Annotated in this window: 14 protein-coding genes; all 14 read left to right on the top strand. The window is 66.2% G+C overall.

The window, feature by feature from the left end:
• Nucleotides 1-67 precede the first annotated feature (67 nt).
• The 14 genes from AQZ59_RS04030 to AQZ59_RS04095 all read left to right on the top strand — a co-directional run bounded on the left by AQZ59_RS04030 (nucleotide 68) and on the right by AQZ59_RS04095 (nucleotide 15755).
• The gene (locus AQZ59_RS04030; protein ID WP_062613377.1) at nucleotides 68-1339 is read left to right on the top strand and encodes a geranylgeranyl reductase family protein; all 1272 of its coding nucleotides are present in this window, start codon (nucleotides 68-70) and stop codon (nucleotides 1337-1339) included.
• A gap of 91 nt (nucleotides 1340-1430) precedes the next feature.
• Complete coding sequence (gene ndhC / locus AQZ59_RS04035) at nucleotides 1431-1790, top strand: NADH-quinone oxidoreductase subunit A (RefSeq protein WP_062613379.1); 360 nt, start codon at nucleotides 1431-1433, stop codon at nucleotides 1788-1790.
• 5 nt (nucleotides 1791-1795) lie between these two features.
• On the top strand, nucleotides 1796-2350 hold the full coding sequence (locus AQZ59_RS04040; protein ID WP_062613381.1) for an NADH-quinone oxidoreductase subunit B: 555 nt from the start codon (nucleotides 1796-1798) through the stop codon (nucleotides 2348-2350).
• A 17-nt stretch (nucleotides 2351-2367) separates the two neighbouring features.
• Nucleotides 2368-3048: an NADH-quinone oxidoreductase subunit C gene (locus tag AQZ59_RS04045; RefSeq protein WP_062613383.1), complete on the top strand. Its 681-nt coding sequence runs from the start codon at nucleotides 2368-2370 to the stop codon at nucleotides 3046-3048.
• Complete coding sequence (locus AQZ59_RS04050; protein ID WP_062613385.1) at nucleotides 3048-4391, top strand: NADH-quinone oxidoreductase subunit D; 1344 nt, start codon at nucleotides 3048-3050, stop codon at nucleotides 4389-4391. Before AQZ59_RS04045 ends, AQZ59_RS04050 begins: the two co-directional genes overlap by 1 nt.
• A complete protein-coding gene (gene nuoE, locus AQZ59_RS04055; RefSeq protein WP_062613387.1) occupies nucleotides 4391-5068 on the top strand; it encodes an NADH-quinone oxidoreductase subunit NuoE in 678 nt (225 codons plus the stop codon). Before AQZ59_RS04050 ends, nuoE begins: the two co-directional genes overlap by 1 nt.
• The gene (gene nuoF / locus AQZ59_RS04060) at nucleotides 5065-6405 is read left to right on the top strand and encodes an NADH-quinone oxidoreductase subunit NuoF (protein ID WP_062613389.1); all 1341 of its coding nucleotides are present in this window, start codon (nucleotides 5065-5067) and stop codon (nucleotides 6403-6405) included. Before nuoE ends, nuoF begins: the two co-directional genes overlap by 4 nt.
• Nucleotides 6402-8984 (top strand): NADH-quinone oxidoreductase subunit G, encoded by a 2583-nt coding sequence (locus AQZ59_RS04065; RefSeq protein ID WP_062613390.1) that lies wholly within the window; start codon nucleotides 6402-6404, stop codon nucleotides 8982-8984. Before nuoF ends, AQZ59_RS04065 begins: the two co-directional genes overlap by 4 nt.
• Nucleotides 8981-10303 (top strand): NADH-quinone oxidoreductase subunit NuoH, encoded by a 1323-nt coding sequence (gene nuoH, locus AQZ59_RS04070; protein WP_062613393.1) that lies wholly within the window; start codon nucleotides 8981-8983, stop codon nucleotides 10301-10303. The genes AQZ59_RS04065 and nuoH overlap by 4 nt, the downstream gene beginning before the upstream one ends.
• On the top strand, nucleotides 10304-10981 hold the full coding sequence (nuoI, locus tag AQZ59_RS04075) for an NADH-quinone oxidoreductase subunit NuoI (protein WP_062613394.1): 678 nt from the start codon (nucleotides 10304-10306) through the stop codon (nucleotides 10979-10981).
• Nucleotides 10981-11961 carry an NADH-quinone oxidoreductase subunit J gene (locus AQZ59_RS04080; RefSeq protein ID WP_062613395.1) on the top strand — a complete coding sequence of 327 codons (981 nt, stop codon included), beginning with the start codon at nucleotides 10981-10983 and terminating at the stop codon, nucleotides 11959-11961. The genes nuoI and AQZ59_RS04080 overlap by 1 nt, the downstream gene beginning before the upstream one ends.
• A 3-nt stretch (nucleotides 11962-11964) precedes the next feature.
• A complete protein-coding gene (gene nuoK / locus AQZ59_RS04085) occupies nucleotides 11965-12264 on the top strand; it encodes an NADH-quinone oxidoreductase subunit NuoK (RefSeq protein WP_062613396.1) in 300 nt (99 codons plus the stop codon).
• Between the two features lie 13 nt (nucleotides 12265-12277).
• Nucleotides 12278-14218, top strand: a complete 1941-nt coding sequence (nuoL, locus tag AQZ59_RS04090; protein WP_413788360.1) for an NADH-quinone oxidoreductase subunit L — start codon at nucleotides 12278-12280, stop codon at nucleotides 14216-14218.
• Nucleotides 14219-14231: 13 nt separating this feature from the next.
• Nucleotides 14232-15755 carry an NADH-quinone oxidoreductase subunit M gene (locus AQZ59_RS04095; protein ID WP_062613397.1) on the top strand — a complete coding sequence of 508 codons (1524 nt, stop codon included), beginning with the start codon at nucleotides 14232-14234 and terminating at the stop codon, nucleotides 15753-15755.
• Nucleotides 15756-15757 lie beyond the last annotated feature (2 nt).

Below are 15757 nucleotides of genomic sequence, written 5' to 3' on the forward strand. Positions count from 1 at the left end.
CCTAACAGTTGCGTAGACTTGGGCCGTTATGGCGAGATTTCGTGCTCGCCGGCGAAAGGTGGTGGCTATGAGGGAGCATGCTGACGTGATCGTCGTCGGCGGTGGTCCTGCCGGAGCAGCCACCGCACACTACCTCGCACAAAACGGTATCGACGTGCTCGTGCTGGAAAAGGCAACCTTCCCGCGTGACAAGATCTGTGGCGACGGGCTGACCCCGCGCGCGGTGTCAGAACTCATCCGCATGGGCATCTCCCTGCCCGAGGAGGAGGGCTGGGTGCGCAACTACGGCGTGCGCGCGTATGGCGCCGGCCACATGATCGAGGTACCCTGGCCCGAGCTGGCCTCCATGCCTTCGTGGGGGAGCGCCAACCGGCGCGTGGACTTCGACCACATGCTCATCCGCCACGCCGTGGCCTCCGGGGCCCGCCTGCGCGAGGGCGTCACGGTCACCGGCCCGCTCATCCACGAGCCCTCCGGCCGCGTCGTGGGCGTCACCGCCCGCTCGAGTGCCGACCGCAAGAAGGAGATGACCTTCTCCGCCCGCTTCGTGGTCGACGCCGGGGGAGTGGCCGCGCGGCTGTCAATCGCGGTGGGGCGGGAGAAGGACATGATGCGCCCGATGGGCGTGGCCTACCGCACCTACTTCGAATCCCCGCTGGCCAGCACCGACATGATGGAGTCCTGGCTGGAGCTGTGGGCGGGCAAGCCCGGTGAATCCGAGCAACTGCCCGGCTACGCGTGGGCGTTCGCCGTGGGGGACGGGCTCATCAACGTGGGGCTCGGCTCCCTGTCGTCCACCGCGAAGGCCACTGGCGTCGATCACCGCAAGGTCTTCCAGCAGTGGCTGGCCAACACCCCCGAGGAGTGGCAGATGAACGCCGACACCCAGCGCGGCCCGATCCGCGGCGCCGCGCTGCCCATGGCGTTCAACCGCAAGCCGCACTACGCGAGCGGGCTGGTGCTGGTGGGCGACGCGGGCGGCATGGTCTCGCCCTTCAATGGAGAGGGCATCGGGCCCGCGCTACTGGCGGGCCGCCTGGCCGCCGACTCGATCGCCCAGGCCCTGACCCACGGCCCTCTCGGTGCCCAAGACCGGGTGATGGCCGAATACCCGCGCCAGCTGGGCGCCGAGCTCGGCGGCTACTACACGTTGGGACGGGTCTTCGCCGCGCTCATCGAGCGCCCTGAGATCATGCACCTGTGCGTCAAGTACGGCCTGCCGCGCTCCACGCTCATGACCCTGGTGATGAAGCTCCTGTCCGATTCATATGATCGCCACGACGGGGATTGGATGGATCGTCTCATCACGGCGCTGTCGAAGGCGGTGCCGCGCGCATGAGCACATTTTTTCGTGGGCAAAACTGTAAAGTGAGAAGTGGTGCACACATGAGCGCCCACTTTTCGAAGATGAAAGAACATGTGGAGGACTGATGTATTCGTATGTTCCGCTTCTCGTGATGATCATTGCCGGTGGCGTGGTCGCGGTTGCCGGCCTTTTGGTGTCGGCAATCATTGGCCCCAAGCGCTACAACCGCGTCAAGGTCGCGAACTACGAGTGCGGCCTTGAAGCCACCCCGAACGCGGGGCACGAGGGCCGCTTCCCGATCAAGTACTTCTTGACGGCCATGACCTTCATTATTTTCGACATCGAGGTGGTCTTCCTCTACCCGTGGGCGGTCTCGGCCGGCTACCTCGGGCTGGCGGGTGTCATCTCGATTGGCGTCTTTGTTTTCCTCATCACCGTCCCGTTCATTTACGAATGGCGTCGTGGCGGCCTGGAGTGGGAGTGAAATAAATGGGAATTGAAGAAAAGGCATCCGGCAAGCTCCTCACGGGTATCGAGGCCGTCGGCGGCTGGGCGCAGGCCCGTTCGCTTTGGCCCGTCACCATGGGCCTTGCCTGCTGCGCTATTGAGATGATGTCGTTCGGTGCCGTGCGCTACGACGCCTCGCGAATCGGCATGGAGGTCTTCCGCGCCTCGCCGCGTCACGCAGACCTCATGCTGGTCTCCGGCCGTGTGAGTCACAAGATGGCCCCGGTTGTGCGCAACATTTATGACGAGCTCGCCGAGCCCAAGTGGGTCATCTCGATGGGCGTGTGCGCCTCCTCGGGCGGCATGTTCAACAACTACGCCATCTTGCAGGGCATCGACCACCTCGTGCCGGTGGACGTGTACCTGCCAGGCTGCCCGCCGCGCCCGGAGATGCTGATCAACGCCATCTTCGAGCTGCGCAAGCACCACGTTGAGGGCCGCCCGATCGGCGAACACCGTAAGGAGATCGCGCGCAAGGCCGAGCAGGCCGCACTTGCTGCGATCCCCGTCGAAGAGAAGAAGGGACTGCTGGCGTGAGTGAACACGAAGGCGCTATGGTGCCAAACGCTGGGGCCGGTTCGGTCATCGCTACCCGCAAGGGTATGTGGGGCGTGAAGGATACGGGCGACACCACCGGCTTTACCGGGAACGAAGAGGTCGCCGTCATCGCCCCGCCGTCGTCGCGCCCGTACGGCGGCTGGTTCGACGAGGTGGTGGACATCATCATCGAGCTCGCCCAGGCTGACGGCCTGACCGAGCGTGACGTCATCGAGAAGATTTCGGTGGACCGCGGCCAGCTGGTCATCTTCATCAAGCGTGAGCGCCTGCCGCTCGTGGCGCGCTACTTGCGCGACGACCAGGACCTGCGCTTCGAAATGTGCCTCGGTGTCTCGGCCGTGCACTACCCGATGGACAAGGGCCGCGAGCTACACGCGTACTTCCCCTTCTTCTCCATCACCCACAATCGCATGATCGCCCTCGAGGTCACGTGCCCCGACGACGACCCGCACATGCCCTCCATCTGCTCCGTCTACCCGGGCGATGACTGGTCCGAGCGCGAGGCGTTCGACCTCATGGGCATCATCTTTGACGGGCACCCGGGTCTGACACGCTCGGCGATGCCCGACGACTGGGTCGGCCACCCGCAGCGCAAGGACTACCCGCTTGGCGGCATCCCGGTTGAGTACAAGGGCGCAGTTATTCCGCCGCCGGATACACGGAGGGAGTACAACTAATGAATTCCACATACGCGACCCGCGCAGCGACCGAAGAGTCGATGGAGAACGCCAAGATTTACGAGGCCGTGGGCGGGGATTGGGGCGATATCGCCAAGGACGCTGAGGAGCTGGGCGAAGAGCACATCGTCGTCAATCTCGGCCCGGTCCACCCCTCCACGCACGGCGTTTTGCGCGTCCAGGTTGAGCTTGACGGGGAGCGCGTGAACGAAGTTCGCGCCGCCACCGGCTTCCTCCACACCGGTATCGAGAAGAACATGGAGTACCGCACGTGGACCCAGGGCGTGGCGTTCTGCACGCGCATGGACTACGTGGCGCCGATCTTCCAGGAGGTCGGCTATTGCATGGCGGTGGAGAAGCTGCTCGGCATCGAGGATCAGATCCCCGAGCGCGCCCAGGCGATCCGCGTGCTACTCATGGAACTCACCCGCATCAGCTCCCACATCGTGGGCATCGGCTCGGGCGGTAACGAGCTCGGCGCCACCACGATGCTGACGCTAACCTTCCGCCTGCGCGAGGACATCCTGCGCATCATGGAGGACATCACCGGCCTGCGCATGAACAACGAGTTCATCCGCCCCGGCGGCGTGATGGAGGACCTGCCCGAAGGCGGCATCGACTACATCCGTGAACTGCTCCCCGGCATCCGTAACACGATCTCGGAGATGCAGGACCTGACGATGGCGAACCCGATCTTCTTGAAGCGCCACGTCGACGTCGCGGTCTCTCCGCTGTCGGCCCTCATGGCCCTGTCGATGACGGGCCCGTCGGTGCGCGCCGCTGGCGTGCCGTGGGACCTGCGCAAGACCCAGCCCTACTGCGGCTACGAGAAGTACGAGTTTGACGTGCCGGTGGCCGACAAGTGTGATGCGTACAACCGCATCAAGGTCAAGTTCGAGGAGTGCTACCAGTCGATCCGCATCATCTACCAGGTGCTGGACGAGCTGGAGAGGACCGCCGGCGATCCGGTGATGATTGACGACAAGAAGATCGCCTGGCCCGCGCAGCTCTCGATCGCTTCCGACGGCCAGGGCACCAGCCCCGAGCACGTGCGTCACATCATGACCGAGTCGATGGAATCCCTCATCCACCACTTCAAGCTGGTCACGGAGGGCTTCCGGGTACCGGCCGGCCAGGCCTACTCGATCATTGAGCACGCCAAGGGCGTGCTGGGCGTGCACCTGGTCTCCGATGGCGGCACGCGTCCCTACCGCGCGCACTTCCGCGATCCGGGCTACAACAACCTGCAGTCGCTGGCGCTCATGGCGGAGGGCGGCCTGCTGGCTGACCTCATCATCGCGCTGGCCGCCGTCGATCCCGTGATGGGAGGAGTGGACCGCTAATGGCTACGAATTACACGCCAGAAGTCGAGGCGCGTCTTCGCGCCGACGCCGCCGAGGTCGTCTCGCGCTACCCGCAGTTGCGTTCGGCGATCATGCCGCTGCTGCACCTCGTGCAGTCCGAGGATGGTTTCTGCTCGCCGCGTGGCATCACGCTGGTCGCCGACATCCTGGGCCTGACCCGCGCGCAGGTGTCCGCGGTTGCCACCTTCTACTCGCAGTACCGGCGCCACCCCAACGGCGAATACAACGTGGGCGTTTGTACCAACGCGCTGTGCGCCGTCATGGGCGGCGACCAGATCTGGGAGGAGCTCACCGACTACGTCGGCGTGGGCCACGACCAGACCACGGAGGACGGCAAGATCACGCTCGAGCAGCTCGAGTGCAACGCGGGCTGCGACTACGCGCCCGTCGTCATGGTCAACTGGGAGTTCTTCGACAACCAGACCCCGGCGTCGGCGAAGCAGATCGTGGACGACATCCGTGCGGGCAGGGACATCCACCCCACGCGCGGCCCGGAGAAGGTGCACACCTTTAAGGAGATTTCCCGCGTGCTGGCCGGCTTCGAGGACGGCCATGTCGACGAGGGCCCGGCGGCCGGTGAGGCCTCGCTGCGCGGCCTGAAGATCGCCCGCGAGCACGGCTGGTCCGCGCCGAAGGCAGTGGAGGAGACGAAATGACTGAGTTTTCACCCGCAGGAACCCTCTCCCCGGTGCTGTCTGACACTTGGGACAAGGAGCGCTCCTGGACGCTCGAGACGTACCGGGCGAACGGCGGCTACCAGGCGATCAAGAAGGCCTGGGAGATGACGAAGGAAGACGGCGCGATCACGAACGTGATCAAGGACTCCGGCCTGCGCGGCCGTGGCGGTGCAGGCTTCCCCACGGGCCTCAAGTGGTCCTTCCTTCCCGCTCCCGACGGCGGCCCGCGCTACCTCGTGGTCAACGCTGACGAGTCGGAGCCGGGCACGTGTAAGGACATCCCGTTCCTCATGGCGAACCCGCACCTGCTGGTGGAGGGCATGATGATTTGCATGCTCGCCATCGGCGGCCACCACGGCTTTATCTACCTACGCGGCGAGGTCGTTCACGTCTATCGCCGCCTGCTCGCTGCCGTGCGCGAGGCCCGCGAGGCCGGGCTGCTGGGCAAGGGCCTGGGCCCGAACGGCGATTACGACCTGGACATCACGGTCCACGCCGGCGCCGGCGCCTACATCTGTGGTGAGGAGACCGCGTTGCTCGATTCGCTCGAGGGCTTCCGCGGCCAGCCGCGCCTGAAGCCCCCGTTCCCAGCGGTTGAGGGCCTGTATGCCCGCCCCACGGTAGTCAACAATGTCGAATCGATCGCCTCGGTTCCCGGCATCATCAACCACGGTGCTGACTGGTTCCAGGCGATGGGCGCCGATACGAAGAACTCCCGAGGTCACGGCATCTTTTCTCTGTCCGGCCACGTGAAGAACCCGGGTCAGTACGAGGCCCCGTTCGGCATCACGATGCGCGAGCTGCTGGAGATGGCCGGCGGCATCCGCGACGGCCACGAGCTGAAGTTCTACGCGGTGGGCGGTTCCTCGGCGCCGCTGTGCACGCCCGATCACCTGGACGTCCCGCTCGGGTACGACGAGGTGGCGGCCTCCGGTTCCATGCTCGCCACGCGCGCCATCCAGGTATTCGATGAGACCGTGTCGGTGGTCCGCGTCGTGTCGCGGTGGACCGACTTTTACCAGCACGAATCGTGCGGCAAGTGCACCCCGTGCCGTGAGGGCACGTACTGGATGCGCCAGCTCATGCACCGCTTCGAGGCTGGAAAGGCCCGCGAGGGCGAGATCGAGTTGCTGTACGAGATTGCCGACAACATTTTCGGACGTTCCTTCTGCGCGCTTGGCGACGCGGCGGCCACCCCGATCCGTTCTGCCATTGACCTGTTCCGGTCCGAGTTTGAGGCTGGCTACACGACGCCGGCCGCCGAGCTCTTCCCGCCTGAGAAGTCCGTCCTGTTCCGCGAAGTAGGTGTTCAATGACAACCACTGATCACGCACCCGTCGATCTTGTCACGATCAAGGTTGACGGCAAGGAGGTCTCCGTTCCGAAGGGGACGCTGATCATTCGCGCCGCCGAGAAGATCGGCGTGCACATCCCGCGTTTCTGTGACCACCCGCTATTGGCGCCCGCGGCGGCCTGCCGTCAGTGCCTCGTGGAGGTGGCTACCCCGAACCGTGAGGGCGTGGTGGCGAAGATGCCTAAGCCGCAGCCGGCGTGCGCGGTGACGGTGTCGCCGAACATGGAGGTCTTCACGGCCGCGTCCTCGCAGGTGGCGGAGAAGGCCCAGCACGGTGTCATGGAGTTCCTGCTCATCAACCACCCGATGGACTGCCCGGTGTGTGACAAGGGCGGCGAGTGCCCCCTGCAGAACCAGGCGATGACGGACGGCCGCGGGGAGTCGCGCTTCATTGACATCAAGCGCACCTATCCCAAGCCGATCTCGGTGTCCTCCCAGATCCTGCTTGATCGCGACCGTTGCATCCTGTGCCAACGTTGCACGCGTTTCTCCACGCAGATTGCGGGCGACGCCTTCATCCAGCTTCAGGGCCGCGGCGGCGGTTCGGCCGGGCGCGAGGTCCACGGCCTGCACGGCTCGCAGATCGGTAACTTCGACGCCTCGGTCCTCGACTTCGCGGTCGAGGGCGGCCACGCCCCGGACGTGCTCAACGATTACTCGGGCCCGGACGGCGATTCGGGCCGCGAGGTCGGCTTCTCGGCCGGCCCGGTGGCCGTGGGTGAGATGGACGTGACGGGCAAGCCGTTCTCCTCCTACTTCTCCGGCAACGTCATCCAGATCTGCCCGGTGGGCGCGCTGACGTCGGCGGCCTACCGCTTCCGCGCCCGCCCGTTCGACCTGGTCTCCGTGCCCTCGGTTACAGAGCACGACGCCTCCGGCTCCGCCATTCGCGTCGACTACCGCCGCGGTACCGTGGTGCGGCGCATGGCCCAGGAGGACATGGACGTCAACGAATCGTGGATCACGGACAAGGACCGCTTCGCCTTCCGCTGGCAGACCGGCCCGGATCGCCTCACCTACCCGCGCATCGCGGGGGAGGAGGGCCCGATCTCGTGGTTCGAGGCCCTTGAGGCCGCCGCCGATGGGCTGAATGCGGCGAAGGCCAAGGGCGTCGGCGTCATCACCGGCGGCCGCCTGGCCCTCGAGGATGCCTACGCGTATTCCAAGTTCGCCCGCGTGGCGCTCGGCACGAACGATATCGACTTCCGCACCCGCCGCGGCAGCGCCGAGGAGGACCAGTTCCTCGCGGCGCACGTGGCCGGCACCGAGCTCGGCGTCACCTACGCCGACATCGAGCATGCCGGGCACGTTCTCACGGTGGGCCTGGAGGCCGAGGACGAGATCGGCTCGGTCTTCTTGCGCCTTCGCAAGGGCGTTCTGGCGAAGACCACGGCGGTCACGGTGGTCTCCGCCTACAAGACGCTGGGCACGTCGAAGATGAACGCTCGCTTCCTGCCGGCGGTGCCGGGTACGGAGGCCGAGGTGCTCGACGCGATCGCCGCGGGCGGCGCTGAGGGCTTCGGCGAGGCGTTCGCTGATCTTTCCGCCGCCGGCTCCATCATCCTCGTGGGTGAGCGCGCGGCCGACACCCCGGGCGCGCTGTCCGCAGCCGTCCGCCTGGCCGAGCGCACGGGCGCGCGCCTCGCGTGGATCCCGCGCCGAGCGGGCGACCGCGGTGCCGTGGACGCCGGCGCCATGCCGAACCTGCTACCGGGCGGTCGCCTCGTGTCCGACGCCGGCGCCCGCATCGACACGGCGGCCGTGTGGGGCGTGGACTCGCTCCCCGCCACCCCGGGCCGCCACACCGAGCAAATCCTGGCCGCGGCCGCGGCGGGCGAGCTCGGCGCGATCGTGCTCGCGGGCGTGGAGCTGGCCGACCTGCCGGCCGGCGCCGCCGATGCCCTGCGCAACGTGTTCGTGGTCCAGCTTGAGGTGCGCGACACCGAGACCACCGCGCTTGCCGACGTCGTCCTGCCCGTGGCCCCCACGGCCGAAAAGGGCGGCACGTTCGTCAACTGGGAAGGCCGCCTGCGCCCCTTCGGGCAGACCATCGTGTCCAAGGCCCTCGCCGACCGCAAGGTCCTGACCGAGCTCGCCACCGAGATGGGTGTCGACCTCGGGCTGGAGACCCTCAAGGCCGTCGTCGAGGAAATGGCCGAGCTGCGCCGCTGGGACGGCACGCGCGCCGAGCTGCCGAACGAGGCCCCGGCTCCCGCCCCCACCGTGGGCGCGGGTCAGGCCGTGCTCGCCTCCTGGAAGCAGATGATTGACGCGGGCGCGCTGCTAAGCGGCGAGCCCCACCTGGCCAAGACGGCCCGCAAGCCCGTGGCGGTCATGAGCCCCGCCACCGCGAAGAAGGCCGGCGTCACCGGCGCGGTGAAGATCACCGGCCCGGCGGGCTCGCTGAGCCTCGACGTCGCGGTGGTCGACATGCCCGACGCCGTGGTGTGGGTCCCGCAAAACGCTGTCGGTTGCGCCATCGCGACGCTCGGAAGCCGGCCAGGCGACCTCGTCACGATTCAATCGGAGGTAACGAAGTGAATCTCTATACCGTTGGCGGAGTCGCCGCAGACTTCTCGCAAGACACGTGGTGGATCTGGGTGATCAAGGCGGTCGCGATCGTCGTCTTCCTCATTTTCTCCGTGATCTTCGCGCTGTGGTTTGAGCGCCGGCTGATCGCCAAGATGCAAAACCGCCTCGGCCCGAACACGGTTGGTCCGCTCGGCCTTGGCCAGTCCTTCCCGGACGCCATCAAGCTGATCCTGAAGGAAGACTTCTGGCTGGCGGGCGCCGATAAGGTCATTTACGCGATCGCGCCGGCCATCTCGGCAACGTGTGCGTTCGTGGTTATGGCCGTGCTCCCGGTGGGCCCGGGCGTGTCGATGTTCGGCATCCACACCCCGCTACAGTTGGCCGACTCCCCGGTGGCGATGCTCTTCGTGCTGGCCGCCGCGGCGCTCGGCGAATATGGCCTGGTGCTTGGCGGCTGGTCCGCGAAGTCCACCCTGCCGCTGTACGGCTCGGTCCGCGCGGCTACCCAGATGATTTCCTACGAGCTGGCCGAGGGCCTGTCGCTCGTGACGATCTTCATCACGGCCGCCACGATGTCCACCTCGGGCATCGTCGAGGCCCAGACCAGTCTGTGGAACGTCATCTTGCTCATGCCGGCCTTCCTCATCTTCCTGGTGACGATGTTCGGCGGCACCAACCGCCTCCCCTTTGACCTCACCGAGGCCGAGGGCGAGATCGTGGCTGGCGCGCACCTGGAGTATTCCTCCATGAAATTCGGCTGGTTCTACCTGGCCGAGTACGTCAACATGCTCAACATGTCGATGCTGGTCACCACCCTGTTCTTCGGCGGCTACCGCTCGGGCCCGATCCTCACCTCGCTGTTCGGCTTGTGGGGCGGGGACCCGAACGTGGGCTGGTTCCCGGTGCTCATCTTCGTGGCGAAGATGTGGACCTTCATGGCCCTGTTCGTCTGGGTGCGCGGCACGCTGCTGCGCTTCCGCTACGACCAGTTCATGCACCTGGGCTGGAAGGGCCTCATCCCCGCAGCCCTCGGCTGGCTGGCGATCGTCATGATCGTGGTCGGCATCAACATGGTGGTGCGGATCAACATGGTCCCCGTGCTCACGATCCTCGCCGTCGGCTACTCGCTCATCCTGCTGATCTGGGCTTTCGGTGATGACACGGTGAAGAAGACCCAACAGGAGATCATCGCGGAGCGCGAGTCGGAGGAGTTCGACGGCTTCGAGAACGGCTACCCCGTTCCGCCGCTTCCCGGCCAGCACCTTCCGCCGTCGCCGCGTGCGCGTGGCCGTGCGACGATCGACACGCAGACCATTGAGGAGGCCTAAATGTCTGAAGACACCAACGCTCCGCGCTTCGAGCAGCCGGATCCGGCGCTCTACAGCCCCACGAAGAAGGGCCCGATCGGCAACTTCTTCGCGCCGGTGGCCGGATTTGGCGTGACGTTCTCGACCATCTTCCGCCCCACGGTCACGGAGGAGTACCCCTTCAAGAAGGTCCCCACCCGCCCGCGCTACCACGGCCTGCACAAGCTCAACCGCTACGCGGACGGGCTGGAAAAGTGCATCGGCTGTGAGCTGTGCGCCTGGGCCTGTCCGGCGGACGCTATCTACGTCGAGGCCGCGGCGAACACCCCGGGGGCGCAGTACTCGCCGGGCGAGCGCTACGGCCGCGTCTACCAGGTCAACTACCTGCGTTGCATTTTCTGCGCGTACTGCATCCAGGCGTGCCCCACGCGTGCGCTGACGATGTCGAACGACTACGAGATTGCAGGCCCCACCCGCGAGGACATGATTTACGAGAAGCACCAGCTCCTCGTTCCGCTCGCCGAGGGCATGCTCAACCCGCCGCACCCGATGGTGGAGGGCACGACGGACGCCGACTACTACCAGGGAACTATTACCGGGCCCACGCAGGAGCAGATCGACTGGGTTAAGGACAACCGACCCGACGATCCCTCCCTCTCCACGGCGCGGGCCACCCAGAAAGCTGAGGTCGCACAATAATGCCCACCCAGCCTCTTGAGATTTCGCTCGGTGAGACGATCATCTTCGCCCTCATGGCGGTGGCGATGGTCGCGCTCGCCGTCTACGGACTGCTCATTGCGCGCAAGGCCGTCTACTCGGTCGTTTCCGTCATCTTCATCATGGTCGGCCTGGCCGTGCTCTACACCGCGCTGGAGGCGCCCTTCATGGGCGTGGCCCAGGTGGTGGTCTACACGGGCGCCATCCTCATGATGTTCCTGTTCGTGCTCATGCTCATCGGCGTGGATTCCTCCGATTCTACGCACGAGACACTGAAGGCCCAGCGCCCGGTGGCGATCGTGGGCGGGATTGGCGTGGCCGGGATCCTCATTGGCGTCGTGCTCGGCGCGGCGAACCCGGCCGCGGTTGGCCTTGCAGCCGCGAACGCGAACGGCAACCCCGTCGGAGTCGCGCAGTCGATCTTCACCAACCACATCCTCACCCTTGAGCTCACCGGCACGCTCCTCATCGTGGCCGCGCTTGGCGCGATGACGCTGACGCACCGTGATCGCATCCACGATCCGATCACGCAGGAAGACCGCGCCCACCAGGGCGTACGCGACTTCGTCACGGACGGGCGCCACATCGGCAACAAGCCGAACCCGGGCGTCTACGCCGAGTCGAACTCGTCGGCCAACCCGGGCCTGACCGCCTACGGCCAGCCGCTCGATCTGTCGGTCAACCGCGTGCTGCAGGTGCGTGGCCAGATGCGCACGGTCGGCCAGATCTCGCCGGCCACCGTGGAACGCATCGCCACTGGGACCGGCGTCTCCGGCCCGTCAACGTACGGCGTCACCGGCCGCGCGACCCTCGCGGGCATGCCCGGCGAGCTCGCCCCCGATCACGACGCCGCCCTGGCCCGCCTCGAGCAGCTTGAGAGCGGAGCGGATGTGCCGAGCGCCAGGGAGGTCGCTGACGCGGCAGAGACCACTGCCGAGCTGACGGATAAGACGGAGGAGTAAGCCATGGATCTGATGTACTACGTGGTCCTCGCGATCATCCTCTTCGTGGTGGGCGGCGCGACCGTCCTCACCCGCCGCAACGGCGTCATCGCCCTGCTCGGCGTTGAGATCATGCTCAACTCGTGCAACCTGGTGCTCATCACCTTCTCCCGCATGTGGGGCAACCTTGAGGGGCAGGTCTTCGCCTTCTTCGTCATGGTGGTGGCTGCCGCCGAGGTCGTGGTGGGCCTAGCGATCATCGTGTCCATATTCCGTACTCGCAGGACGGCGTCGTTGGACGGCGCCAACCTCATGAAGAACTAGGCAGGTGCGAGCATTGACTAGCATTTTTGCGGAAAGCACCGTGGCTGTCGCAAGCGCGACGGGCGCGGCGAGCCTCATCTGGCTGGCCGTGGCCATCCCGCTTGTCAGCTTCGCGATCCTCCTCCTGGCAGGCAAGGCTGCTGACGCGTGGGGCCACTGGCTGGCGATCCTCGCCTCCACGGCGTCGTTCGTCATCGGCGCCGCCGCCGCCCTGCAACTGCTGGGGATGGACGCGAGCGCGCGCGTGGTCGAGACCACGCTGTATGAGTGGATCCCCGCGGTGGGTAACTTCGCGGTGGACTTCGGCACGCGGGTCGACCCGCTGTCGATCACGTTCGTCCTGCTCGTGACCTTCGTGGGCACCCTCATCCACATCTACTCCGTGTCCTACATGGAGCACGATCCGGCCCGGCGTCGTTTCTTCGCCTACCTCAACCTGTTCGTGGCAGCGATGCTACTGCTCGTCCTGGGCAACTCCTACGTGGTGCTGTTCTTCGGTTGGGAAGGCGTGGGCCTGGCGTCCTACCTTCTCATCTCGTTCTGGAACCACGTGCCCGAGTACGCCACCGCCGGTAAGAAGGCGTTCGTCATGAACCGTGTGGGCGACCTGGGCATGCTGATCGCGATGATGGCGATGGTGGCGAGCTTCGGTTCGGTGAAGTTCACCGACGTGTCAGCCGGTGTGGCTGGCGTTTCCGAGGGCACGGCCGCGTTCATCGGGGTATTCCTCCTGTTGGCCGCCTGCGGTAAGTCGGCGCAGTTCCCGCTGCAGGCATGGCTGGGGGACGCGATGGCGGGCCCGACCCCGGTCTCGGCCCTCATCCACGCCGCCACGATGGTGACCGCCGGTGTCTACCTCATGGTTCGCTCCGGCGCCGTCTACCAGGCCGCGCCCACTGCCGCTCTGCTCGTGGCCCTCATCGGCCTCATCACGCTCGTCTTCGGCGCGATCGTCGGTGCGGCGAAGGACGACATGAAGAAGGTCCTCGCGGCCTCCACCATGTCGCAGATCGGCTACATGATGCTGGCGGCGGGCCTCGGCCCGGTAGGTGCTGGCTTCGCGATCTTCCACCTCGTCACTCACGGCTTTTTCAAGGCCAACATGTTCCTTGGTGCCGGCGCTGTCATGCACGGCATGAACGACGAGGTCAACATCCGCGGCTTCGGTGGCCTGGCTAAGCACATGAAAATCACGTTCTACACGTTCTTCGCCGGCTACCTGGCGATCATCGGCTTCCCGCTGCTGTCCGGTTTCTACTCGAAGGACAAGATCATCGAGATCGCGTTCACGGGCGAGGGCACGCTTCCGTGGATCTTCGGCACGATTACCGTGCTCGTGGCGGGGCTTACCGCCTTCTACATGTCGCGGCTGTTCTTCGGGATCTTCCTGGGGGAGGAGCGCTGGGCGAAGGAAGGCCCGGACGCCAAGCACCCGCACGATCCGTCGCCGCTCATGTGGATCCCGATGGCGCTGCTCGCCCTCGGCTCCCTCGGCCTCGGCGCGGTCCTCAACTATACGGGCTTCCTCACCTGGCTTGAGCCGGCGATCGGCCACGTCGCCCACGAGGAGCCGGTCTTGCCGGTCCCGGTCATCACGGGCGTCACGCTCGCCATCGTGGCGATCGGCGTCGGGCTCGCCTGGAAGATGTACGTGGCCACCCCGATGCCCAAGGCAGCACCGGTGGGCAACGGCCTGACCCGCGCCGCGCGCGTGGATCTCTACCAGGATCAGATCAACGAGGGCCTGTTCATGAACCCCGGCCTCGCGCTCGTGGCAGGCACCGACGCGCTCGACCGCGGCGTGGTGGACGGCCTGGTCCGCGGGGTTGCCAAGCTGCCGTCCGTCGGATCGGTCGTGGGCAAGTTCCAGACCGGTTACGCCCGTAACTACGCCAGCTACATCACCATCGGCCTGGTCCTGGCGCTCATCGTCGTCGTCGCGGCCGCGCTCTAGGAGGACAAGAGGTATGCAATTGCAAACTGTTTCCGAAGCTGGCTTCCCCTGGATCACAGTGATGATCGGGCTCGCCCTGCTGGGCGCGCTCGCGCTGCGGCTGGTCAAGCCGCTGCGTTCGGCGGCCCGCCCGGTGGCGCTGGGCGTGTCCCTCCTCGTGGCCGGCGTTTTCGTCGGCGCGATGATCTCGGAGTTCGAGGTGGCGAGCTCGGCGCGCGTCCAGCTAGCCGAGACCTACTCGTGGATTCCGCAGATTGGCGTGTCGCTCGCGTGGGGCATCAACGGGATGGGCGCGGTCATGCTCGCGCTGTCCGTGTTCCTCGTGCCGGTGGTCATCCTCGCGTCGTGGACCGAGGTCGACGACGACCGGCAGGGTGGCTACCTCGCCTGGATCCTCGCCCTTGAGGCGATCATCATCGGCCTGTTCGCCGCGCGTGACCTGTTCCTGTTCTACGTGCTGTTCGAGCTCATGATCCTGCCGATCTTCTTCATGATCGGCCGCTACGGCAAGGGGGAGAGGCGCGGCAAGGCCGCGATGAAGTTCCTCATCTACTCGCTCGCCGGCGGCCTCATCATGCTGGTGGGCGTCATCGCGGTCTACGCCTACGGGCCGGGCGGCTCGGGCGGCTTCATGATCGATAACCTTGCTGCGGGCTCGCAGATGTCGGCTGCGGCGCAGATATGGATCTTCCTCGCCTTCTTCATCGCGTTCGCGATCAAGGCCCCGATGTGGCCGGTCCACACCTGGCTGCCCGACGCCACGGAGGAGGCCCCCGCAGGCACCTCCACCTTGCTGGTGGGCATCCTGGACAAGATGGGTACGTTCGGCATGATCGTGATCTGCCTGCCGCTGTTCCCCGACGCCGCCGCCGCGGCCGCGCCGGTGATCATCGGCTTCGCGCTCGTGTCGATCATCTGGGGTGCGCTCATGGCGATCGCCTCGGACAACCTCATGCGCCTCGTGGCGTTCACCTCGGTGTCCCACTTCGGTTTCATGGTCATGGGTATCTTCTCCGGCTCATCGATCGCGATGGCCGGCGCGATCCTGTACATGGTGGCGCACGGTATTGGTACCGCGGGCCTGTTCCTCATTGTGGGCTTCCTCGGCGAACGCGGGGGCTCCCACCTCATTTCTCGCTACGGCGGCTGGCAGCGCGTCACCCCGATCCTGGCCGGCACGTTCATGATCTCGGGCCTTGCCACGATCGCCCTGCCGGGCCTGTCGGGCTTCATCCCCGAGTTCATGGTCCTCATGGGCACGTACGGCGTGCTACCGTGGGCGGCGCTCATCGGCGTCGTCGGCGTCGTGCTCGCCGCGCTCTACATCCTTCTGCCGTACCAGCGGGTCTTTACCGGCCCGAAGCCGGAGGAGCAGGTGGCGGACCTGGGCGGGCGCGAGAAGACGGTCATGGGCCTGCTGATCGCGGCCATGCTCGTCCTCGGCTTCTTCCCGTCCATCGCACTCGACGCCGTCAACCCCGTGGCCGAGCAGTACGCATCCACGCTGATGGTCACCGCTGAAGGGAGCACCAAGTGAAT

Origin of the sequence: Trueperella bernardiae, from assembly GCF_001469025.1 — a bacterium.
In the GTDB taxonomy this organism is placed as follows: Bacteria; Actinomycetota; Actinomycetes; order Actinomycetales; family Actinomycetaceae; genus Trueperella; species Trueperella bernardiae.

Excerpts from the sequence above, each read along its gene's own strand:
- AQZ59_RS04030 (WP_062613377.1), top strand. The coding sequence starts at position 68 with ATGAGGGAGCATGCTGACGTGATCGTCGTCGGCGGTGGTCCTGCCGGA.
- ndhC (WP_062613379.1), top strand. The coding sequence starts at position 1,431 with ATGTATTCGTATGTTCCGCTTCTCGTGATGATCATTGCCGGTGGCGTG.
- AQZ59_RS04040 (WP_062613381.1), top strand. The coding sequence starts at position 1,796 with ATGGGAATTGAAGAAAAGGCATCCGGCAAGCTCCTCACGGGTATCGAG.
- AQZ59_RS04045 (WP_062613383.1), top strand. The coding sequence starts at position 2,368 with ATGGTGCCAAACGCTGGGGCCGGTTCGGTCATCGCTACCCGCAAGGGT.
- AQZ59_RS04050 (WP_062613385.1), top strand. The coding sequence starts at position 3,048 with ATGAATTCCACATACGCGACCCGCGCAGCGACCGAAGAGTCGATGGAG.
- nuoE (WP_062613387.1), top strand. The coding sequence starts at position 4,391 with ATGGCTACGAATTACACGCCAGAAGTCGAGGCGCGTCTTCGCGCCGAC.
- nuoF (WP_062613389.1), top strand. The coding sequence starts at position 5,065 with ATGACTGAGTTTTCACCCGCAGGAACCCTCTCCCCGGTGCTGTCTGAC.
- AQZ59_RS04065 (WP_062613390.1), top strand. The coding sequence starts at position 6,402 with ATGACAACCACTGATCACGCACCCGTCGATCTTGTCACGATCAAGGTT.
- nuoI (WP_062613394.1), top strand. The coding sequence starts at position 10,304 with ATGTCTGAAGACACCAACGCTCCGCGCTTCGAGCAGCCGGATCCGGCG.
- AQZ59_RS04080 (WP_062613395.1), top strand. The coding sequence starts at position 10,981 with ATGCCCACCCAGCCTCTTGAGATTTCGCTCGGTGAGACGATCATCTTC.
- nuoK (WP_062613396.1), top strand. The coding sequence starts at position 11,965 with ATGGATCTGATGTACTACGTGGTCCTCGCGATCATCCTCTTCGTGGTG.
- AQZ59_RS04095 (WP_062613397.1), top strand. The coding sequence starts at position 14,232 with ATGCAATTGCAAACTGTTTCCGAAGCTGGCTTCCCCTGGATCACAGTG.